A 20,382-nucleotide genomic window follows, 5' to 3' on the forward strand; every position below is an offset into this window, starting at 1 on the left:
CATTCACACCGCAACTAGCCGCTCGCCTCGCAGGAACGCAAGCAGCGGCAGCAGCGGCAGACCGAGAATGGTGAAATGATCGCCTTCGATCCGCTCGAACAGATGGATGCCCAGGCTTTCAAGCTGATAGGCCCCGACGCTGGTGGTGACGGCGTCACCGGCAGCGTCCAGATAGGCTGAAAGCTCGTCCTCGGTCATCTCGCGCATGGTCATGCGGGCGACCGCGACGTCTTCGAAAACAATCTGGCCGTCATGTGCCACGGCCACGGCGGAATTCAGCTCATGGCTGTTGCCGGCGAGATCGCGCAATTGCGCCAATGCCTGCGGACGGCCTGCAGGCTTGTTGAAAAGACGGTTGCCAAGAGCCAGTGTCTGATCGGCCCCGATCACGTAGCTTCCGGGATGATTGGCCGAGATCGCCTTGGCCTTTTCGCGCGCCAGCAGCAGAGCGATCTCGCGCGGATTTGAAAGCGCTGAAGCGGCTTGAATACCGCGCTCGTCGATATCGGCGGTAACAGCCTTGAACTCCAGCCCGGCATTGGCCAGCAGCATTTTTCGCGCGCTGCTCTGCGAGGCCAGGATCAACGGAGATTTGCCGAGCCACAGACCCATCGCGAAAGCTATCCGGAAGGCCGGTTGCGCTGACGATCGCTGTAGAGCTTCATGATCGCCGCCGCGGTTTCCTCAATCGAGCGTCGCGTGACGTCCAGCAGCGGCCAATCGTGCTTGGCGCTGAGCTTGCGCGCAAACGCAACTTCCTCGGTGACTGACTGCCTGTCGGTATAGGTGTCGTTGCCGGAATCGCTCCCCATCGAGAGCAGGCGATTCTGACGGATCTGGATCAGGCGTTCCGGCGTCGCGTGCAGGCTGACGACCAGCGGCCGCGTCAGCGTCTCCAGTTGCGAAGGCACCGGGATGCCGGGAACCAGTGGCACGTTGGCGGTGCGGATGCCGCGATTGGCCAGATAAATCGACGTCGGCGTCTTGGAAGTGCGGGACACGCCGACCAGCACGACGTCGGCATCGTCAAGGCCTTCGACATGCTGACCATCGTCATGGATCATGGTGTAGTTCAGCGCATCGATGCGCTTGAAATATTCTGCGTTGAGGACGTGCTGGGCGCCGACGCGGCCGGTGGTCGCAGCCCCGAGATAGGCTTCGAACAGCTGCATCACCGGACCGATGATCGACAGGCTCGGAACATTGATCTCCTTGCACTTGTCCTCGAGCCTGGAGACCAGATCCTTCTCCAGCAGCGTGAACAGTACGATCCCCGGCGCTTCCTCGATTTCGTCGAGCACGCGGTCGAGCTGCTTCTGGCTGCGCACCAGCGGATAGACGTGCTCGACCGGGGTGACGTTGGCGTATTGCGCGGCGACGGCCCGGGCCACGGTGATCAGCGTCTCGCCGGTGGAGTCGGACACGAGGTGCAGATGGAAATAATTGTTCGAGGTTGGCACGAAAACTCTTTGGATGAAGGCGGGGTGATTTGTGGATTTCTGTGGAGCTTAACCCCTCGGAAAGGGTTGCGCGACACCAGGGGCGGGACAAGTGCCAATTTTCTTCACACCGCTGCCCGTCAGGACAAGTCCGGCGCCCTCGCTGCAGGGAAACGGGATTGCGCGGACAACCCCCTTGATAAGCTGCCGACAGAAAGGCGCAAGCCTTTGAAGCTGGCCGACTTATCGCAAGTCGCCAGAGCGATCAGGGATATGTTGATGGATGTGAACAAGCGCGCGTGAATGCGCGGACGGAATTGCGTGAGTCCAATCCACGGTCACATAGACTCAAACCTTAAGAATCTAAGATTCTAGATTTGAGGAAGGCGCTACGGACGGATATGTGTGCAGGCAAGACCTTAACGAGTTCTTACTATCCCCAGCGTTCCCTCGGCTGGGTCGGAAATCCGGAAGCAGAAAATGTTTGAAGACGTCTATCTCTGGATCAAGGCGCTGCACGTGATTGCGGTCATCGCCTGGATGGCGGGCATGCTCTATCTGCCGCGGCTGTTCGTCTATCACAGCGAGGCCGAAATCGGCTCGAAACAGTCCGAGACGTTCAAGATCATGGAACGCCGGCTGCTCAAGGCCATCATCAACCCGGCCATGACCGTCACCTGGCTCGCCGGCCTTTATCTTGCCTGGTCCGGCCATTGGTTCTCATTCGGCTGGTTGCACGTAAAACTGGCACTGGTCCTGGCGATGTCGGCGGTCCACGGCTTTTTTTCCCGCTGGCTGAAGGATTTCGCCGCCGACCGGCGCTCTCGGACCCAGAAATTCTATAGAATTATCAACGAGGTGCCGACCGTTCTGATGATTTTCATCGTCATCATGGTGATCGTGAAGCCGTTCTAGGCAAGACGCGCGACGATTAGCTCAGCGCTTCGGCTTGCGGAGCGGGGAGCGATTTTCTATATTATCGATATCCCACCCAACGCAGGCGGATGTGGTTGTGTCTGAGCTTTCCAGAGGCCGGACACCGCATCAGGTTTGAAGCCTCATCGGCACTTAACCTTGCCAGACCTGCGGACCTTATCTTCTCACGTCCGCATTTCAGAGCCTCCTCGCACCCCTCCCAAGGTTACCCCACAGGACCACCCCAATGCGGGAAATTAAACTCGAAGACCTCAAGTCCAAAACGCCGGCCGAGCTCGTCTCGTTCGCGGAGGAGAATGGGGTCGAGAATGCCAGCACCATGCGCAAGCAGGAGCTGCTGTTCGCCATCCTCAAGCAGCTCGCGCTCGCCGAGACCGATATTGTCGGCCAGGGCGTCGTCGAGGTTCTCTCCGACGGCTTCGGCTTCCTCCGCTCGCCCGATGCGAATTATCTGCCGGGCCCGGACGACATCTACGTTTCGCCGTCGCAGATCCGCCGTTTCGGCCTGCGCACCGGCGATACCATCGAAGGCCACATCCGCAGCCCGAAAGAGGGCGAGCGCTATTTCGCGCTGCTGAAGGTCAATACGCTCAATTTCGAGGACCCGGAAAAGGCCAAGCACAAGGTCAATTTCGACAACCTCACGCCGCTGTTTCCGAATCAGCGTTTCCGCATGGAGATCGACGATCCGACGCGGAAAGACTTGTCTGCACGCGTGATCGACATCGTCGCGCCGATCGGCAAGGGCCAGCGCGCCTTGATCGTCGCGCCGCCGCGCACGGGTAAAACCGTGCTGATGCAGAACATCGCGCACTCGATCACGCACAATCATCCCGAATGCTATCTGATCGTGCTGTTGATCGACGAGCGTCCGGAAGAAGTCACGGACATGCAGCGCTCGGTGAAGGGCGAGGTCGTGTCATCGACCTTCGACGAACCGGCGGTGCGTCACGTCCAGGTCGCCGAGATGGTGATCGAAAAAGCAAAACGTCTGGTCGAGCATGGCCGCGACGTCGTGATCCTGCTCGATTCGATCACGCGGCTCGGTCGCGCCTACAACACCGTGGTGCCGTCATCCGGCAAGGTGCTGACCGGCGGTGTCGACGCCAACGCGCTGCAGCGCCCGAAGCGCTTCTTCGGTGCCGCCCGCAACATCGAGGAGGGCGGCTCGCTGACCATCATCGCGACCGCGCTGGTCGATACCGGCAGCCGCATGGACGAAGTCATCTTCGAAGAGTTCAAGGGCACCGGTAACTCGGAGCTGATCCTGGACCGCAAGGTCTCGGACAAGCGCACCTTCCCGGCGATCGACATCTCGCGCTCCGGCACTCGCAAGGAGGAGCTCATCACCGATCCGCAGGTGCTCAAGAAGATGTACGTGCTCCGCCGCATCCTCAACCCGATGGGCACGATGGACGCGATCGACTTCCTGCTCGACAAGCTGCGCTCGACCAAGAGCAATTCGGAGTTCTTCGACTCCATGAACACCTGATTGCAGTGCAATATGAAATTTAAGGGCGCCTTCGGGCGCCCTTTTTGTTGTGCAGCTTTGCTGCAGCGAAGGTGCAGCATGGAGCTATATCGAAGCGCAGATCCGGGCTGCTCGGAAGATGTTGATATGTCTACACAATATTTGACGTGCGTTGGGTGGACCTTCCAATCGGCGAGATTTTTGCAGCAAATTCCTGGGTCTTTGCTGCAATGCAATATGATCTTTGCTGCGGCAAAATCGCAGCAAAACCGACCCGCCGCGGTCTAGGGAATGGCCCCGTTTGCCTTTTCGTCGCGAGCCGGACAAATAGGCCATGCATCCGCGAGACCAGACCATCTTTGCACTGTCGTCCGGCCGGGCGCCGAGTGCGATCGCCGTGGTGCGCATTTCGGGTCCACAGGCCGGCTTGGCGTTGACGACCCTGGCGGGGAAGCTGCCGGCGTCGAGGCAGGCCAGCCGCCGGCTGCTTCGTGACGGCGCGGGCCAGCCGATCGACGATGCGGTCGTGCTGTGGTTTCCGGGGCCGGCCAGCGCGACCGGCGAGGACGTCGCCGAATTCCACGTGCATGGCGGCCGCGCGGTCCTGGCCGCGCTGCTTGCTGCTATTTCTGTAATTCCGAATACGCGTGCGGCCGAGCCCGGCGAATTCACGCGGCGCGCCTTCGAGAATGGCAAGCTCGACCTCACCGAAGCCGAGGGCCTCGACGATCTCATCCACGCCGACACCGACCGCCAGCGCCGTCAGGCGCTGCGCCAGCTGCAGGGCCTGCTCGGGGACCGTGCGCGCGACTGGCGCGAGCGCATCATCGAGGCGTCGGCGCTGATCGAGGCCGGCATCGATTTTTCCGATGAGGGTGATGTGCCGGCGGAGCTAAGGGCGCCGGCGGTGCAAGCGATCAAAGCGCTGCACGATGAAATTGCAGAAGTCCTTGCAGCACAGGGACATTCTGAACGTCTGCGCGAGGGCCTCGTGGTTGCGATCGCGGGCGAGCCGAATGTCGGCAAGTCGACCCTGATGAATCAGCTCGCGCGCCGCGAGGTCGCGATCGTCTCGCCCTATGCCGGCACGACGCGCGACGTGATCGAGGTCCAGCTCGATCTCGATGGTTATCCCGTCACGGTGATCGACACTGCCGGCATTCGCGAGACGGATGATCCGGTCGAGCAGGAGGGCGTGCGCCGGGCGAGGGCCCGCGCCGAAGACGCCGACCTCGTGCTGTGGCTGGTGGAGGCGGAGCAGGCCGTCGATCCCAGTGCGATGCGGTCGCCGCGGACGTCTGATGAGGGCGATCCGTCCGGTGGACCGGTCTGGATCGTCCGCAACAAGATCGACCTGAGCGAGGGCGTCGTACCGCGGGCCGAGTTCGAGATCTCCGCGAGCCGGGGGGATGGTGTCCCGGACCTTGTGGACGCGCTGGTTAAATTCGCCTCTGAGTTTTTCGGAGCCACCGAGGGCGCGCTGGTGACCCGGGCTCGCCAGCGGGATCTGTTGGTCCGGACGTCAGAAAGCTTGCGCCGGAGCCTGGACCTTGTAGAAGACGGCGAGGAGCTTGCGGCCGAAGAGCTGCGCGCTGCCGCTTATGCCTTGGGCCGATTGCTGGGCCGGGTGGATGTCGAAGACGTCCTCGGAGCCATCTTCCAAAAGTTCTGTATCGGAAAGTAAGTCTAGTTCTTCATTGTAGAACTAGCCCTTGTTCCATTCTTTGTGTTTCACGTGAAACATTCCAGGGCTCGTTGTCGCTCGATATCTGGATCCGCTTTGAAGTTCGGATGGGCACAGCGCGAGCACGGCGAATGGAAGTTCCCTCTCTCTGTGCACAAAGGACCGCTTCAGCGGCGCTACGCTCGCCCAGTCATTGCGAGGAACCTCGCGACGAAGAGACCCAGACTGCCTTCTGAGGAGGGATTCTGGATTGCGCTTTGTTCGCAATGAAGAGTGTGGCGGCGAGCGGACCCAACATCCACCGGTCGGCACTTTGTCCGGGGAATGCCGATTTCGTTTCACGTGAAACACGAGCCAATCCAACTGTCATTCTACTGTGCATGGGGTTGTTTTCGCGAAATCGCTTGGGCCCCCTGATCCGTGTTTCACGTGAAACATCCGCCCACGAGTTTCTTCTTCCGGCTTTCCCGACACTGAGCTAGAAGTCCGCCATGCGAACAGTGCGAGAAAGCTTCGACGTCATCGTGATTGGCGGCGGCCACGCCGGCTGTGAAGCCGCGGCTGCGGCCGCCCGGATGGGCGCGACGACCGCTCTGGTGACGCATCGTTTCTCCACGATCGGTGCGATGTCCTGCAATCCCGCGATCGGCGGCCTCGGCAAGGGTCATCTGGTTCGGGAGGTCGATGCGCTGGACGGTCTGATGGGTCGCGTGGGCGATGCCGGCGGCATCCAGTTTCGCGTGCTCAATCGCCGCAAAGGTCCCGCCGTCCGCGGTCCTCGCGCCCAAGCAGACCGGAAGCTCTATGCCGCCGCGATGCAGGCCGCGATCCGGCAGACCGAGGGTCTCTCGGTCATCGAGGGCGAGGCTGACGAGTTGATCGTGGCCGATAGCCGAGTCACCGGTCTGCGCCTGGCCGATGGCCGTGAGCTTCGGGCAGGGGCTGTGGTTGTCACCACGGGCACCTTCCTCCGCGGTCTCATTCATCTCGGCGAGAAGAACTGGCCGGCCGGCCGCGTCGATGAGGCGCCCGCGATGGGTCTTTCCGGCTCGTTTGAGCGCGCCGGCTTCACCCTGGGACGGCTCAAGACCGGCACTCCGCCGCGTCTGGACGGCACCACGATCGACTGGTCGGCGGTCGAAATGCAGCCCGGCGACGAGCCGCCGGAGCCGTTCTCGGTGATGACCGAGCGGATCACGACCCCGCAGATCCAGTGCGGCATCACCCGGACCACGTCCGCGACCCATGAGGTGATCCGGGCCAATGTTCATCGCTCGCCGATGTACTCCGGCCAGATCAAGAGCTCTGGTCCCCGCTATTGCCCCTCGATCGAGGACAAGATCGTCCGCTTTGGCGATCGCGACGGTCACCAGATCTTCCTGGAGCCGGAAGGGCTCGACGACAGCACGGTCTATCCCAACGGCATCTCGACTTCGCTGCCCGAGGAAGTCCAGCTCGCGATCCTCGCCAGCATTCCTGGCCTGGAGCGGGTCAAGATGGTCCGCCCGGGCTATGCCATCGAATACGACCATATCGATCCCCGCGAGCTCGATCCGACCCTGCAGACCAAGCGTCTGCGCGGCCTGTTCCTGGCCGGACAGATCAACGGCACCACCGGATACGAAGAGGCCGCCGGGCAGGGCATCGTGGCCGGCCTGAACGCGGCATTGGCTGCGAGCGGGGCCGCACTGACCGTGTTCGACCGCGCCGATGGCTATCTCGGCGTGATGATCGACGACCTCGTGACCCGCGGGATCAGCGAGCCCTATCGAATGTTCACATCTAGGGCCGAGTACCGGCTGACACTGCGGGCGGACAATGCTGATCAGCGCCTGACCGAGAAGGGTATCGCTTTGGGGTGCGTCGGCAGTGCCCGGACCCAGCATCACCGTGCCAAGATGGACGCCCTGAACGCGGCCAGGACGCTCTCGAAGTCGCTGGCGATCACCCCGAACGAGGCGATCAAGCACGGACTGTCCCTGAATCGGGACGGCCAACGCCGGTCGGCGTTCTCGCTGATGGCCTACCCGGATATCGGCTGGAGCCAGATCCGCGCGATCTGGCCGGAGCTGTCGGCCATCGACCCTGTTATCGCCACCCATCTCGAGATCGACGCCAAGTACGATGTCTACCTCGAGCGCCAGAGCGCCGACGTCGAAGCCTTCCGGCGCGACGAGGGGCTGGTGCTGGCGGACGTCGATTACCAGCAGGTGCCCGGGCTCTCCAATGAGGTGCGCGCCAAGCTGGCGAAGGCACGGCCGTTCACGGTCGGTCAGGCCGGCCGCATCGATGGCATGACGCCGGCGGCACTCGGTATTCTCGCGGCCTATCTCCGCCGCGAGGCACGGAAGACTTCCCAGGCAATCGCATAGGCGTTTCACGTGAAACAGCGCGGACCGGGCGGGGACAGACCGCTATCGCGACGACCCGGAACGGGTGAGGGCGCTGGGCGGCGTAGCGAACCGCCGGCAAGACCGAAGATCGACAAGGCCAGCAGCGCCAATGATCAGTCGCTCGATGCCATCATCGCCGCGGACAAGATCGCGGCGCTCAAACTCGCGCCCGTTTCACGTGAAACCGAGATACGGCTCGACCGCTACATTGCGCTGCTGCGGGAGTGGCAGGCCAAGACCAATCTCGTCGCGCCCTCGACCCTGCCAAACCTCTGGACCCGGCACATCGCCGATTCGCTCCAGCTTGTCGATCTCGCGCCGACCGCAAAGCGCTGGGCTGACCTCGGCAGCGGCGGCGGTTTTCCCGGCGTCGTGCTGGCCTGCGCTATGGCGGCGTCGCCGGACGCGAAAGTTCACCTCGTCGAGCGAATCGCCAAGAAGGCGGCATTTCTGCGCGAAGCAATTCGCGTCACCACATCTCCGGGAGTCGTACATCTCGCTGAGATCGGGGATAATGTGGATAGAATCACCGGCCCCGTCGATTGCGTCACCGCGCGTGCGCTGGCTCCGCTACATCAACTCATCGGCTTTGCGGAGCCGCTGATGCGCCAGGGCGCAAAGGCGTTATTTCCTAAGGGTCAAGATGTAGAGGCTGAATTGACCGAAGCCGCTAAATATTGGAATATCGAGCCTCGGCTCCACCAAAGCCGCACGGGTGACGGCTGGATCGTGGAGCTCGATGCCGCCGAACGGCGCAGCTGAGGCGCTCAGGGGTTGAGTGGGGAAAATTTCGATGACCGTGATTGACGAGCCGCAGCAAGAACAGACCCAAGAACCGACCAGCGAGGTGCCGCATGGCCATCCGCGCATCCTGGCGCTGGCGAATCAGAAGGGCGGTGTGGGAAAAACAACCACAGCGATCAACCTCGGCACGGCGCTCGCTGCGATCGGCGAGCGCGTCCTGATCGTCGATCTCGATCCGCAGGGCAACGCCTCGACCGGCCTCGGCATCGATCGCCGCAACCGCTCATGCTCGACCTATGACGTGCTGATCGGTGAAGCCCCGCTGCGCGAGGCCGTGGTCTCGACCGCGGTGCCGCGGCTGCACATCGCGCCCTCGACCATGGATCTCTCCGGCCTCGAGCTCGAGCTCGGCACCACGCCAGGCCGCGCCTTCAAGCTGCGCGACGCGATCGGAGCGCTCAACAACAACGTCTCTCCGGACGCCGACTACACCTATGTACTGATCGACTGCCCGCCCTCGCTCAACCTGCTCACGGTGAACGCGATGGCGGCGTCCGATGCGATCCTGGTGCCGCTGCAGTGCGAGTTCTTCGCGCTCGAAGGTCTGTCGCAATTGCTGCAGACGGTGGAGCAGGTTCGTTCGACGCTCAATCCGAACCTGTCGATCCACGGCATCGTGCTGACCATGTTCGACTCGCGCAACAACCTCTCGAACCAGGTCGTCGCCGACGTCCGGCAGTTCATGGGCGAGAAGGTTTACAAGACCATGATCCCGCGGAACGTGCGCATCTCCGAAGCGCCGTCCTACGGCAAGCCGGTGCTGGTCTACGATCTCAAATGCGTCGGCAGCGAAGCGTATTTGCGGCTTGCCACTGAAGTGATTCAGCGCGAGCGCGAGCTACGCGTCACGCATTGACGGTGCCGTAGGGTGGGCAAAGGCGTCTTCGCCGTGCCCACCATCTTCACCGCATAAGCAACCGGTGGGCACGCTGCGCTTTGCCTACCCTACGTTCGAAATTCAGTTCTGGAGTGCTGTAGCGTGAATCCAAGGGAGCTGGCGATGGCCGACGAAGCGCGTTCGCGACTGGGCCGGGGTCTTGCAAGTCTGATCGGTGATGTCGGCGGCGAGGCCCAGCATGTCGATCGGCCGCGCGCGCAGCGCAAGGTGCCGATCGAGTTCATCAAGGCCAATCCCCGCAATCCGCGCCGCACCTTTTCGGACACCGAGCTGAAGGAGCTCAGCGAGTCGATCAGGCAGCACGGCGTGATCCAGCCGATCGTGGTGCGTCCGGTGAAGGGCGCACAGGATCGCTTCGAGATCATCGCCGGCGAGCGGCGCTGGCGCGCCTCGCAGATGGCCGGCCTGCACGAGGTGCCGATCGTCCCGGTCGACATCAGCGACAGCGATGCGCTGGAGTTCGCGATCGTCGAGAACGTGCAGCGCGAGGACCTCAACCCGATGGAAGAGGCGCAAGGCTATCACGCGCTCGCCAACGAGTTCAAACGCAGCCAGGACGACATCGCAAAAGTCGTCGGCAAGAGCCGCAGCCACGTCGCCAACATGATGCGGCTGACGAAGCTGCCGGCGGAGGTGCAGGCCTTCATCGCGACCGGCGAGCTGACCGCAGGTCACGCCCGCGCCCTGATCGGCGTGCCGGATCCGCTCGCCGCCGCCAAGCGCATCGTCGAGGAGGGCCTCAACGTCCGCCAGGCCGAAGCGCTCGCGCATGAAGAGGGCGTGCCCGAGCGCAAGCCGCAGAAGGCGCGCGCTATCGGGGGCAAGGAAAAGGACCCCGACACGATCGACCTGGAGAAGCGCGTCAGCGACGCGCTCGGTCTCAAGGTCACCGTCAATCACCGCGACCCCGGCGGCTCGGTCCAGATCAGCTACCGCAACCTCGATCAGCTCGACGAGGTGATGAAGCGGCTGGCCAAGGGCGCGCTGTAGGCCAAGCCCTCGCTGTCGTCCCCGCGAACGCGGGGACCCATACCGCGTGATTTAGCGATCGGGCCGGGGGCGCAGTACCGGACTGCAAGTCTTCGCCAAACCACTTCCTGTGATTATGGATCCCCGCGTTCGCGGGGATGACAGCGTGGCTCAGCCCCGCCGCTTTGCATTCGCAGCAATGGCCATCAATGTCCGCTGGGCGATGGCGGCGGCTAGCGTGGACTGCTTGCGGGTGTCGAGCGCCGCGGTTGCGAGCTGCTCGATAATGGCGGCGAGCCGCGCCACGCTGAAATTTCGCAGCGCCGTTTCGACCGCGGGCTTACGTGAGAAATGCAGGCGCGGATAGCCGCCGTCGAGCACAGCGGAGGCAGGCTGACCCTCGGCGATCGCGAGCGCGGATTTGTGCAGCCACGCAGCCTGGCGCTGCGCGGCGGAAATGATCACGCCGGGATAGGTGCCGGCGATCATGGCTTTTGCGAATTCGGTCTCGACGATGTCGGGCCGTCCGGCAAAGGCGCCGTCGACGATCGGGTCGAGCTTCAGCTCGGAGGCGTCGGCGACCACGGCCATCACGTCATCCAGCGTGACCTCGCCCTTGCCGTGGGCGTAGAGCGTCAGCTTGCGCAGCTCGTTGCGCGAGGCCTGGCGGTCGCCGCCGAGGAACGACATCAGCGCCGCACGGGCATCCTGCGCGATGCGCAAATTGGCGACGCGCAATTCGTCATCCATCAGCTTGGCGAGGTCGCGCTCCGTGTCGGGATAGCAGCCGATCGCCACCGCGGCCTTGGCCTTCTCGCAGGCTTTTCGCAGCGGCGAGTCCGGACGCAGCTCGCCGGCCTCGATCACGATGCGGCAATCCTTCACGCTCATCTCGGCCAGCGTGTCGATGCCGCTGGCAAAGCTGCGCGAGCCGGCGCGGATGCGGATGGCGCGGCGGCCGCCGAACAGCGGCACCGTCATGGCCTCGTCGACGAGGCGCGAGGGCTCGGCGGAGAGCTCGTCGCCGTCGAGCTTGACCAGCGAGAACGGATCGTTGGGATCATCGACTGCCGATGCGATCAGCGCATCGGCGCGCTCGCGCACCAGGCCGGCATCGGGACCGTAGAGCAGGATGATCGGGCGGCCCGCATCGGGGCGGGCGAGGAAGGCGTCGATCTCTTTTCCACGCAGCGCGACCATGTTGCCTGTTGCCTTGTCATTCCGGGGCGCGCGAAGCGCGAACCCGGAATCCAGAGGTTGGGAAACGAGATTCTCAGGTGCGCAATTGCGCACCGTAGTTCTCGCTTCGCGAGCCCCGAATGACGGGAATAATCAGGTGCCAGCGGTGAAGAACGAGGCGAGCCGGGTCGTGATGTTCTCGGCGATCTCGTTGGCGGCACGATCCTCCGCGTCGCGGACGGCGCGGGTGCGGGAGAAGCGCTGATAGGACCCGGGCATGTCATAGGACACGCGCGAGAACGTGGTGCCGGTCATCACCGACTTGCCGGTCGCGACCTCGATCAGATTGTACTGGGCGTCGATGCCGAGGTTTTCGCTGGTCGGCAATCCCGTCGTGGCGCTGACGATCAGCGAAGAACGGCTGGAGATGAAGCGGATGTCCAGCCGATGGGTCGGTGGCATTCCCGTCGCAGTGCCGTAGAGCTTGAAGGCGAGAGCATTGCGGACTTCGACACCGATGCGGGCCTCGCGGGAGGCATTGGGCTTGGCGATCGGCGGGAGCTCGACCCCCATCAGCTTCTCGCGCAAGCCGGGGGTGCCGTCGCCACGCTCGGCATACATCGGCTGGAAGCAACCAGCCGTCAGCGCCGCCAATGCGGCGACCGCCAGCAAGCGGGCTGCGATGCGGATCCTAGCCGACAACATTTACGATCCTCTTGGGGACGATGATCACCTTGCGGACGGGCTTGCCGTCCAGGGCCAGTTTTACTGCATCGAGAGCCAAAACGGCAGCCTCGATTTCCGGATTCTGGGCCGCTGTTGCAACTGTGACGTCACCCCGCTTCTTGCCGTTGACCTGGACCACGAGGGTCACGCTGTCTTCAACCAGCAAATCGCGTTCGATTTGCGGCCAATTGGCCTCGGAAACCAGCCCGCTCTGGCCCAGAGCCTGCCAGCACTCTTCGGCAAGATGCGGCATCATCGGGGAGAACAGCTGGACCAGGATCTGGCTGGCTTCCCGGATCGCCCAGGCCAAATCTGCAGCGGGCTGGCCGGGTCGCTGCAGGATCTCCGAGAAGGTATTGGCGAATTCGCGGATATGGGCCAGGCAGACGTTGAAGTGCAGCCGCTCGATTCCGGTGGTGACCTTGTCGAGCGCGCCATGGGCGGCCTTGCGCAAGGCAGTCGCGTCCGGGCCGAAGCTGGCCGGCCGGGCCGCCGGCGCGGCTTTGCCGAGCTCAATGGAATCGTTCACCAGCCGCCACAGCCGCTGCACGAAACGCGAGGCACCCTGGACGCGCTCGTCGCTCCAGATCACGTCGCGGTCGGGCGGGGAATCCGACAGCATGAACCAGCGGGCGACATCGGCGCCGTAGGTCTCGATGATGTCATCGGGATCGACCGTGTTCTTCTTCGATTTCGACATCTTCTCGATCGGGCCGATCTGGATGTCTTCGCCCGTCGTCAATAGCGTTGCGCGGCGGCCATTTCCGCCGACCTCGACCTTGACCTCGGCCGGCTGCACATAGGTGCCGTCGGCCTTCTGGTAGGTCTCGTGCACCACCATGCCTTGCGTGAACATGCCGGCGAACGGCTCGTCCAGCGCGATGTGCCCGGTCGCCTTCATCGCGCGGGTGAAGAAGCGGCTGTAGAGCAGATGCAGGATCGCGTGCTCGACGCCGCCGATATATTGGTCGACCGGCAGCATCCGGTTGGCGACGGCGGGTGTCGTCGGCGCGGTCTCGTTCCAGGGATCGGTGAAGCGCGCAAAGTACCAGGACGAATCCACGAAGGTGTCCATGGTGTCGGTTTCGCGCTGGGCTTTGCCGCCGCATTTGGGGCAGGTGACGTGCTTCCAGGTCGGATGATGGTCGAGCGCATTGCCGGGCTTATCGAAGGTCGCATCGTCAGGCAGCGTGACCGGCAAATCGGCATCCGGTACCGGCACCACATCACATTTCGGGCAATGGATGACGGGAATCGGGCAGCCCCAATAGCGCTGGCGTGAGATACCCCAGTCGCGCAGGCGGAAATTCACCTGGCGCTCGCCGACCGGCGCGTTGCCGCGCAGCTCGCTTTCCAGACGTTTGGCGACCTCGTCCTTGGCCTGCTCGATGGTCATGCCGTCGAGGAAGCGCGAATTGATCATGCGGCCGTCACCGTCATAGGCGGTGTCGGTGATGACGAACGACGTCGGATCCTGGCCCTCGGGGCATACCACCGGCGTGTTGCCGAGGTTGTACTTGTTGACGAAGTCGAGGTCGCGCTGGTCATGCGCCGGGCAGCCGAAGATCGCGCCGGTGCCGTATTCCATCAGCACGAAATTCGCGACATAGACCGGAAGCTTCCAGGACGGATCGAACGGGTGCACGGCGCGGATGCCGGTGTCAAAGCCCTGCTTCTCCGCGGTGTCGATGATCGACTGCGCGGTGCCGATCTTCTTGATGTCGGCAATGAACTCCGCAAGCTCGGGGTTCTTCGCGGCGGCTGCCTGCGCCAGCGGATGATCTGCCGAGATCGCCATGAATTTCGCGCCGAACAGCGTGTCCGGGCGCGTCGTGAAAATCTTCAGCTCACTCTCGCCGGCGGGCGTCGTCGCCTGATCCAGCGCGAAGCGAACCAGCAGCCCTTCCGAGCGGCCGATCCAGTTGCGCTGCATCAGCCGCACCTTGTCGGGCCAGCGATCGAGCCCATCGAGCGCGGACAGCAGCTCCTGCGAGTACTTCGTGATCTTGAAGACCCATTGGCTCATCTCACGCTGCTCGACGATCGCACCGGAGCGCCAGCCGCGGCCGTCGATCACTTGCTCGTTGGCGAGCACGGTCATGTCGATCGGATCCCAGTTGAGCTTGCGCTTCTCGCGCTCGGCGAGGCCGGCGGCAAGCATGTCCAGGAACATCTTCTGCTGATGCTTGTAGTAGCTGGGGTCGCAGGTCGCGAATTCGCGTGACCAGTCCAGCGACAGCCCGATCGAGCGGAGCTGCTTCTTCATCGCGGCGATGTTGTCGTAGGTCCAGGCTTTCGGCGCGACCTTGCGCTCGATCGCGGCATTCTCGGCCGGCAGGCCGAAGGCGTCCCAGCCCATCGGATGCAGCACGTTGAACCCCTTGGCGCGCATGAAGCGGGCCAGCACGTCGCCGAGCGTATAATTCCGGACATGGCCGATATGGATGCGCCCGGACGGGTAGGGGAACATCTCGAGCACATAATATTTCGGCCGCGAATCGTCGTTCTTGGAGACGAAGATCGCCTGTTCGTCCCAGAGGCGTTGCCAGCGCGGTTCGGCGTCGCGGGCGTTATAGCGTTCGGAGGTCATGGAATCGTTGGGGTTTTCGTGGGTTCGGCCGTCTCAAGACGGCGGACTAGGCCATAGAAGTCCTTAGGGGGTCAATGGGTTGCCGCAGTTTGGAACCTTGCCGGCGCCTCCGCATAACTACGAAGGTCGACGTTGGGGTGTGATTAAGGGGTCAATGCCAATTTGCGGCCCGACGAGACCGCATGAGTGCGATGGATTCCAGCTTCGACGAGCCCGATTACGACTATGCCGCGTCCATTGCCGGACGGGCGATGCGGAGCATGGCCGAACAGCGGATTGCGCCGACCCCGGCCAATTTTGCCGTCTGGTTCCTGTATTTCGGCGACGGCCACGAGGATCTGCGCAACGCGATCGATCTCCTGATCGACCACAATCGTCCGTTCGACGCCCGAACCAATCAGGACCTGTTCAAGACCTATGTCGCGCCCCAGGTGAGTGCCGCCGTGGTCGACACGTCCGAGCGGCTGCAGGCGCTCATGGGGGCCGCGAAGGAGTTTCTGGCGACCGCGATCGCCGACAATCATTCGCAGATGCAGGTCATCAGCGAGGTGGCGGACCAGGGCAAGGCCGGCGTCGATCCGAAGGCGCTGGTTGCCCAGCTCATGAACGAGCTGGCGCGGGCCGCCACACGGGCGACACGGCTGGAAGCAGGCTTTGCGGAAAAGACCCGCGAGCTCGACGTGATCCGCGATTCGCTATCGAGGTCCGAGGAGCGCGCCCGGACCGACACGCTGACCGGCCTCGCAAACCGGCGGGCGCTCGACGAATTCCTGCGCAAGGCGCGGGCGACTGCGGCGTGGGGCGAGCCGCTCAGCGTGCTGATGCTCGACATCGACCACTTCAAGACCTTCAACGACAATTTCGGCCACGGCGTCGGCGACCAAGTGCTGCGCCTGATGGCGAAGGTGCTGCGTGAAAAGGTTCGCGAGCAGGATCTGCCGGCCCGCTATGGCGGCGAGGAGCTGATCGCGGTGCTGCCGGATGCCGATCTCGCCACCTGTGCCGAGATTGCCGAGCGGATCAGGCGCGCGCTCGCCGAGTGCACGATCACCCGCCGCTCCACCGGCGAGGTCCTGCCCAGCATCAGCGTGTCGATCGGCGTGGCGCAGTACCGGGCCGGCGAAGCGGTCAACGATCTCATCGAGCGCTGCGACCGCGCGCTCTATCTCGCCAAGGGCAGCGGCCGCAATCGCGTGGTGACGGAAACCGAGCTCGATCGCGTGGGGACTGCGGGTTAGGCGCTCGCCGCCATCATCATTTCGACGGCGCCGGTCTCGATCGCCTGCACGCCGTGCTCGACGACATTGTTGCGGCCGCGGTGTTTTGCGGCGTAGAGCGCGGCGTCGGCGGCTTCGATCAAGTCGCCGGGACGCAAGGCCTCGTTCGGCTTCGTCGCGGCAACGCCGATCGAGACGGTGACGATCATGTGGGCCGAGGTGATGTGCGGCAGGCACAGCTTCAGCACGGCCGCGCGGGCCAGCTCGCCGATTTCGACGGCGCGGTTCACGTCGGTGTTCGGCAGCAGCAGGCAGAACTCCTCGCCGCCATAGCGTGCCGCGAAGCCCATCGTGTCGGCGGCGATGCCGGACAGCGACTCGCCGAGCCTGGTCAGGCAGGAATCGCCTTCGAGATGGCCATAGGTGTCGTTGAACAGCTTGAAATGGTCGACGTCGATCATCAGCAGCGCGAGGTCGCTGCCATATTGCTGCGCGCGCATCCACTCGAAGTCGAGCCGGCTCTGGAAGCCGCGCCGGTTGGCGAGCCCCGACAGCATGTCGATCGAGGCCATCACCGTCAGCCGGTCGTTGCTCGCGATCAGCTCGCGCTCGCGCTGGCTCAGCTGCGCCGCCATCGCGTTGAACGCGCGGGCCAGCGGCACGAACTCGGCCGGCAGGCGATTGCGCGCCGCGCGCGCCGACAGATCGCCCTCGCCGAGACGCTTGGCCATGTCGACGAGCATCTCGATCGGCTTGATGACGAGCTTTTCGGCGGCGATCAGCGCGCCGAGCAGGACGAACACGACGACGAAAGCGAGCTGGAGATAGGCGGTGCGGATGTCGCGGTTGACCGCCGCGGACACCTTGTCTTCGTCGATGCTGGCGATCAGGCGGGCGTTGGTGCCGGAGATGCGGATGTAGCTGACCGCGCGGCGCGAGCCGTCGGCGGCGAGGAAAGACAGTGAGCCTTCATCCTGATCGGAACGCAGCGCCCTGTCGGCGATCGCCGACATCAGCGGCATGTTGTCGAGCGGACGGCCGACTGCGCTGTGCTGATCGGCCGGCGCGGCCAGCACGGTGCCTGCGCTGTCGACCAGCACGGCCGTGATGCCGGCGCGGCCGCCCAGATTGCTCATGACCTTCGACATCCAGTCGAGATTGACCGTGGCAAGGACGACGGCATCGGACACGCCGCTGAAGGCCGATACGGGATAAGCCGCCATCACCGTCGGTGCTGCTATCGGCCGCGACAGGATGAAATCGCTCAGCACGAAGCGGCCGCTCGTTTGGGCCTGCTGAAAGTAGGGCCGGTCGCTCAGGTCGAGGCCGACATACATATTGTTCGTCGCGCACTGGATGCGCCCGTCTGCGCCGGCGATCAAAAGCGTGCGGATCCAGGGCAGGTTCGACGGCAGGCTCGCGCGCAGCACGTCGCAGCTCTTGCTGACGCCGCCGGCGGAGGCACGAATGAAGGCCTCCGACTTCAGGATGGTCTCGACCGACGAGATCACCTCGCGTTGCGCATCGGCGCTGTGCCGCGCGACGGTGGTGAATTCAACGGTGGCCTGTGCGATCTGCCGGGTGCGGGTATCTTCGAGCGAACGGATGCGCTCGAGCATCAAGGGTGCCACCAGAATCACCGCGAGCAATGCAAGCCGCGCCCGGATTCCGAGAACCTGCTTGAGTTTCGCTCGTTTGCGGTTGAGACTGATTGTTGCCATCTTCGCTACCCACCCCGTCGGCCAAGGTAAAGCGAAGGGTTCAAAAACTCTTTCTTGAACTCGGTAAAATTGGACTTACCTCGGTCAGGATCATAGCCAATCGACGTCATGACAGAAGCCAACGCCGCGCCGGTAACCGGCCATTCACCAATCGCGCTTGCCGCGGTCGAAGCCGAAATCGCCCGTGCCTGCAAGGATGCGCGACGCGATCGCGCCTCCGTGACCCTGATCGCGGTGTCCAAGACTTTCGCCGCGGATGCAATTACCCCGGTTATCGACGCCGGACAGCGCGTATTCGGCGAGAATCGGGTACAGGAGGCCAAAGGCAAGTGGCCTGCGTTAACGTCTGTTTACTCCGGCATCGCGCTGCATCTGATCGGTCCGCTGCAATCCAACAAGGCGAAAGAGGCGGTCGCGCTGTTCGATGCGATCCATTCGGTCGACCGTCCGAGCATTTGCCAGGCGTTAGCCAAGGAAATCGAATCCCAGAACAAGCACCCGCAACTCTTCGTCCAGATCAACACCGGCGAGGAGCCGCAGAAGGCCGGCATCGCGCCCGGCGAGGCCGACGCCTTCCTCGCCAGCTGCCGCGACACCTATGGGCTGACGATCTCTGGATTGATGTGCATCCCGCCGGTCGACGAGCCGCCGGCGGCGCATTTCGCGCTGACCGCCAAGATCGCCGCGCGTAATGGATTGACCAATCTCTCGATGGGCATGAGCGCGGATTTCGCCAATGCCATCATGCTAGGTGCCACCCATGTGCGCGTGGGGAGTGCGATCTTCGGGCATAGATAGTTGTTGTCGTCCCTGCGAACGCAGGGACCCATACCGCGTGATCTCCGATTGATAGGTGGTCTTCGTACCGACGAAACTCAGGTAACTCCCAATCCTCGCCAAACTTCTCCCTGGGGTTATGGGTCCCTGCGTTCGCAGGGACGACGGCGGAGTGGGTCGGGCCTACACAAACCCCACCGATACCTTCCCGAGCACGCCAAAGTCCGCCGCGAGATGATCGCTGGCCTGGATCGGCAGCGGCGGATGGCACGTGCCTGTGGTCACCACCTCCCCTGCCCGCAAGGTCAATCCAAGTCCGCCCAGCTCATTGGCGAGCCAGGCGAGCGCTACGCGGGGATCGCCGAGCACGTTCTTGCCGTGGCCGACATAGCGCTCGCCGCGCAGCGTGATCTGTGGCCGTTCCTCGACCAGATCCATCCCACGCCAGTTCGCAGTCGTCGCCGCGCCCAGCACGAACAGATGCGCGCAGGCATTGTCGGCGATCAGCTGCGCCTCGCCCGCTCCAGCGAAATCGGCAAACCGCGAATCGGGAATTTCGATCGCAGGATGGAAGGTGTCGACGGCGGCGAGCACCTCATCGACGCTGTAGGGCGTTGCACGCGGCGGCAGATCGCGTCCCATGCGGAAGGCGAATTCAGGTTCGCCGACGCGCATCTCGTTGCCCTTGATCGACGCAGTGCCGCCATCGGCGATCACGGTGTCGCTCATGATGCGGCCGGCCAGCGGTCCGGTGACGTTGATGTGCTTCTGTCCTGATACGCTCGTGGCCGCGATCTTCCAGCCGAACAATGTCCCGTGCGACAGTGTTTCGAGCCCGGCCTGGATAGCATAGCCCTCCGTGCGGCTCTGCGGCCGCAGCTGCGACTCCAGCACCTCAAGCTTGGTGCCGTCGCGCCAATGTTGAACGAGGGTGCGCGAGGCGGCCGCGATCTGATCCCTGTCGAGCATGCATCCTCACCCGATGATGATTCTTGTTCGTGGCCCCAATCGCCGCAGCAATTGCAGCATCGCAGATTTCGTCATGGAGACGCAGCCCGCGGTCGGGCCGAAATTGTCGCGGGCCAGGTGCAAGAATACCGCGCTGCCGCGGCCGGCGACCCGCGGTCGCGTGTTGTGGTCGATTTCGATGATGAAGTCATAGAGATGGTCGGCCCGCTTGAGCCGGTCACCGCCCTGCCCCTCGTCGAGCCGGATTCCCTGGTTGTAATGGCGATCCCTGGGGTCCTCGCACCAGGCGTCTTCTGCGGTGATGATCCGGGCGGGCAGGAAGCTCTGCGGACGGCTGTGCCGGTCACCCCGCCACCACAAGCGCCTCGGACGGAAGCTGCCCCTGGGGGTGCCGCCGTCGCCCTCGCGCTTGTTGGCCAGGATGCCGCCCCGCCCCAGCGCAACCGGTATGGTCAGCGATCCCGCCGTCAGCCAGCCTCGGCGCGGATTCCCGGCCGCAGGCTTAACGCGGATCACAGAGAGCGGTCCGGCGCTTCGATTCTTGGTGTAACTAACTGAAGCTGCTTTATTTTTCATGTGAACGTGCAATGTCGAATTCATTACAGGACA

The 20,382-nt window shown here is 63.6% G+C and carries 18 protein-coding genes; 10 read left to right on the forward strand and 8 right to left on the reverse strand.

From position 1 onward, the window contains the following. Positions 1-3: 3 nt before the first annotated feature. Positions 4-612: a nucleoside triphosphate pyrophosphatase gene (locus tag GGD61_RS19980; RefSeq protein WP_018323539.1), complete on the reverse strand. Its 609-nt coding sequence runs from the start codon at positions 610-612 to the stop codon at positions 4-6. A gap of 8 nt (positions 613-620) precedes the next feature. Beyond that, complete coding sequence (locus GGD61_RS19985; RefSeq protein WP_183231036.1) at positions 621-1,460, reverse strand: pyruvate, water dikinase regulatory protein; 840 nt, start codon at positions 1,458-1,460, stop codon at positions 621-623. Between GGD61_RS19985 and GGD61_RS19990 the strand changes: the two genes are divergently transcribed. From GGD61_RS19990 to GGD61_RS20025, 8 genes are all read left to right on the forward strand, one after another. Then, positions 1,434-1,742 carry a hypothetical protein gene (locus GGD61_RS19990; RefSeq protein WP_245323710.1) on the forward strand — a complete coding sequence of 103 codons (309 nt, stop codon included), beginning with the start codon at positions 1,434-1,436 and terminating at the stop codon, positions 1,740-1,742. The genes GGD61_RS19985 and GGD61_RS19990 overlap by 27 nt on opposite strands. A 177-nt stretch (positions 1,743-1,919) precedes the next feature. Then, positions 1,920-2,354 (forward strand): protoporphyrinogen oxidase HemJ, encoded by a 435-nt coding sequence (gene hemJ / locus GGD61_RS19995; protein ID WP_092251322.1) that lies wholly within the window; start codon positions 1,920-1,922, stop codon positions 2,352-2,354. Between the two features lie 247 nt (positions 2,355-2,601). Continuing rightward, positions 2,602-3,867, forward strand: a complete 1,266-nt coding sequence (gene rho, locus GGD61_RS20000; RefSeq protein WP_008133567.1) for a transcription termination factor Rho — start codon at positions 2,602-2,604, stop codon at positions 3,865-3,867. A gap of 313 nt (positions 3,868-4,180) precedes the next feature. Then, positions 4,181-5,530 (forward strand): tRNA uridine-5-carboxymethylaminomethyl(34) synthesis GTPase MnmE, encoded by a 1,350-nt coding sequence (mnmE, locus tag GGD61_RS20005; protein WP_092251321.1) that lies wholly within the window; start codon positions 4,181-4,183, stop codon positions 5,528-5,530. A gap of 491 nt (positions 5,531-6,021) precedes the next feature. Next, positions 6,022-7,902 carry a tRNA uridine-5-carboxymethylaminomethyl(34) synthesis enzyme MnmG gene (gene mnmG / locus GGD61_RS20010; protein ID WP_092251320.1) on the forward strand — a complete coding sequence of 627 codons (1,881 nt, stop codon included), beginning with the start codon at positions 6,022-6,024 and terminating at the stop codon, positions 7,900-7,902. Between the two features lie 108 nt (positions 7,903-8,010). Next, on the forward strand, positions 8,011-8,685 hold the full coding sequence (rsmG, locus tag GGD61_RS20015; RefSeq protein WP_177236883.1) for a 16S rRNA (guanine(527)-N(7))-methyltransferase RsmG: 675 nt from the start codon (positions 8,011-8,013) through the stop codon (positions 8,683-8,685). 31 nt (positions 8,686-8,716) lie between these two features. Then, positions 8,717-9,583 carry a ParA family protein gene (locus tag GGD61_RS20020; protein ID WP_091965364.1) on the forward strand — a complete coding sequence of 289 codons (867 nt, stop codon included), beginning with the start codon at positions 8,717-8,719 and terminating at the stop codon, positions 9,581-9,583. A gap of 144 nt (positions 9,584-9,727) precedes the next feature. Next, positions 9,728-10,615, forward strand: a complete 888-nt coding sequence (locus GGD61_RS20025; RefSeq protein WP_177236834.1) for a ParB/RepB/Spo0J family partition protein — start codon at positions 9,728-9,730, stop codon at positions 10,613-10,615. Positions 10,616-10,765: 150 nt separating this feature from the next. Here the strand turns inward: GGD61_RS20025 and holA are convergent, their stop codons facing one another. The 3 genes from holA to leuS all read right to left on the reverse strand — a co-directional run bounded on the left by holA (position 10,766) and on the right by leuS (position 15,089). Further along, the gene (gene holA, locus GGD61_RS20030; RefSeq protein WP_183231037.1) at positions 10,766-11,794 is read right to left on the reverse strand and encodes a DNA polymerase III subunit delta; all 1,029 of its coding nucleotides are present in this window, start codon (positions 11,792-11,794) and stop codon (positions 10,766-10,768) included. Between the two features lie 132 nt (positions 11,795-11,926). Next, entirely contained in the window at positions 11,927-12,478 is a 552-nt protein-coding gene (gene lptE, locus GGD61_RS20035) for an LPS assembly lipoprotein LptE (protein ID WP_092251312.1), read from the reverse strand. Further along, positions 12,465-15,089 (reverse strand): leucine--tRNA ligase, encoded by a 2,625-nt coding sequence (gene leuS / locus GGD61_RS20040; protein WP_092251311.1) that lies wholly within the window; start codon positions 15,087-15,089, stop codon positions 12,465-12,467. The genes lptE and leuS overlap by 14 nt, the downstream gene beginning before the upstream one ends. Before the next feature lie 191 nt (positions 15,090-15,280). Here leuS and GGD61_RS20045 point away from each other — a divergent pair, with 191 nt between their 5' ends. Further along, positions 15,281-16,327, forward strand: coding sequence for a GGDEF domain-containing protein (locus GGD61_RS20045; protein WP_177236882.1), 1,047 nt, complete (start codon positions 15,281-15,283; stop codon positions 16,325-16,327). On the opposite strand, the gene GGD61_RS20050 is transcribed toward GGD61_RS20045, so the two are convergent. Then, positions 16,324-18,027 (reverse strand): diguanylate cyclase domain-containing protein, encoded by a 1,704-nt coding sequence (locus GGD61_RS20050; RefSeq protein WP_092251310.1) that lies wholly within the window; start codon positions 18,025-18,027, stop codon positions 16,324-16,326. The genes GGD61_RS20045 and GGD61_RS20050 overlap by 4 nt on opposite strands. A 108-nt stretch (positions 18,028-18,135) precedes the next feature. Between GGD61_RS20050 and GGD61_RS20055 the strand changes: the two genes are divergently transcribed. After that, on the forward strand, positions 18,136-18,825 hold the full coding sequence (locus GGD61_RS20055; RefSeq protein ID WP_092251309.1) for a YggS family pyridoxal phosphate-dependent enzyme: 690 nt from the start codon (positions 18,136-18,138) through the stop codon (positions 18,823-18,825). 162 nt (positions 18,826-18,987) lie between these two features. On the opposite strand, the gene GGD61_RS20060 is transcribed toward GGD61_RS20055, so the two are convergent. Next, a complete protein-coding gene (locus tag GGD61_RS20060) occupies positions 18,988-19,773 on the reverse strand; it encodes a 2-keto-4-pentenoate hydratase (RefSeq protein WP_092251308.1) in 786 nt (261 codons plus the stop codon). A 6-nt stretch (positions 19,774-19,779) separates the two neighbouring features. Then, the gene (locus GGD61_RS20065) at positions 19,780-20,373 is read right to left on the reverse strand and encodes a L,D-transpeptidase family protein (RefSeq protein ID WP_092251307.1); all 594 of its coding nucleotides are present in this window, start codon (positions 20,371-20,373) and stop codon (positions 19,780-19,782) included. Positions 20,374-20,382 lie beyond the last annotated feature (9 nt).

Source organism: Bradyrhizobium sp. SBR1B, assembly GCF_014198205.1.
Taxonomy (GTDB): domain Bacteria; phylum Pseudomonadota; class Alphaproteobacteria; order Rhizobiales; family Xanthobacteraceae; genus Bradyrhizobium.

What these genes read in the sequence shown, in the direction of transcription:
- GGD61_RS19980 (WP_018323539.1), bottom strand. Translation starts at nt 612, where the DNA reads ATGGGTCTGTGGCTCGGCAAATCTCCGTTGATCCTGGCCTCGCAGAGC.
- GGD61_RS19990 (WP_245323710.1), top strand. Translation starts at nt 1,434, where the DNA reads ATGGAAATAATTGTTCGAGGTTGGCACGAAAACTCTTTGGATGAAGGC.
- hemJ (WP_092251322.1), top strand. Translation starts at nt 1,920, where the DNA reads ATGTTTGAAGACGTCTATCTCTGGATCAAGGCGCTGCACGTGATTGCG.
- rho (WP_008133567.1), top strand. Translation starts at nt 2,602, where the DNA reads ATGCGGGAAATTAAACTCGAAGACCTCAAGTCCAAAACGCCGGCCGAG.
- mnmE (WP_092251321.1), top strand. Translation starts at nt 4,181, where the DNA reads ATGCATCCGCGAGACCAGACCATCTTTGCACTGTCGTCCGGCCGGGCG.
- mnmG (WP_092251320.1), top strand. Translation starts at nt 6,022, where the DNA reads ATGCGAACAGTGCGAGAAAGCTTCGACGTCATCGTGATTGGCGGCGGC.
- GGD61_RS20020 (WP_091965364.1), top strand. Translation starts at nt 8,717, where the DNA reads ATGACCGTGATTGACGAGCCGCAGCAAGAACAGACCCAAGAACCGACC.
- GGD61_RS20025 (WP_177236834.1), top strand. Translation starts at nt 9,728, where the DNA reads ATGGCCGACGAAGCGCGTTCGCGACTGGGCCGGGGTCTTGCAAGTCTG.
- holA (WP_183231037.1), bottom strand. Translation starts at nt 11,794, where the DNA reads ATGGTCGCGCTGCGTGGAAAAGAGATCGACGCCTTCCTCGCCCGCCCC.
- lptE (WP_092251312.1), bottom strand. Translation starts at nt 12,478, where the DNA reads ATGTTGTCGGCTAGGATCCGCATCGCAGCCCGCTTGCTGGCGGTCGCC.
- leuS (WP_092251311.1), bottom strand. Translation starts at nt 15,089, where the DNA reads ATGACCTCCGAACGCTATAACGCCCGCGACGCCGAACCGCGCTGGCAA.
- GGD61_RS20045 (WP_177236882.1), top strand. Translation starts at nt 15,281, where the DNA reads ATGGATTCCAGCTTCGACGAGCCCGATTACGACTATGCCGCGTCCATT.
- GGD61_RS20050 (WP_092251310.1), bottom strand. Translation starts at nt 18,027, where the DNA reads ATGGCAACAATCAGTCTCAACCGCAAACGAGCGAAACTCAAGCAGGTT.
- GGD61_RS20055 (WP_092251309.1), top strand. Translation starts at nt 18,136, where the DNA reads ATGACAGAAGCCAACGCCGCGCCGGTAACCGGCCATTCACCAATCGCG.
- GGD61_RS20060 (WP_092251308.1), bottom strand. Translation starts at nt 19,773, where the DNA reads ATGCTCGACAGGGATCAGATCGCGGCCGCCTCGCGCACCCTCGTTCAA.
- GGD61_RS20065 (WP_092251307.1), bottom strand. Translation starts at nt 20,373, where the DNA reads ATGAATTCGACATTGCACGTTCACATGAAAAATAAAGCAGCTTCAGTT.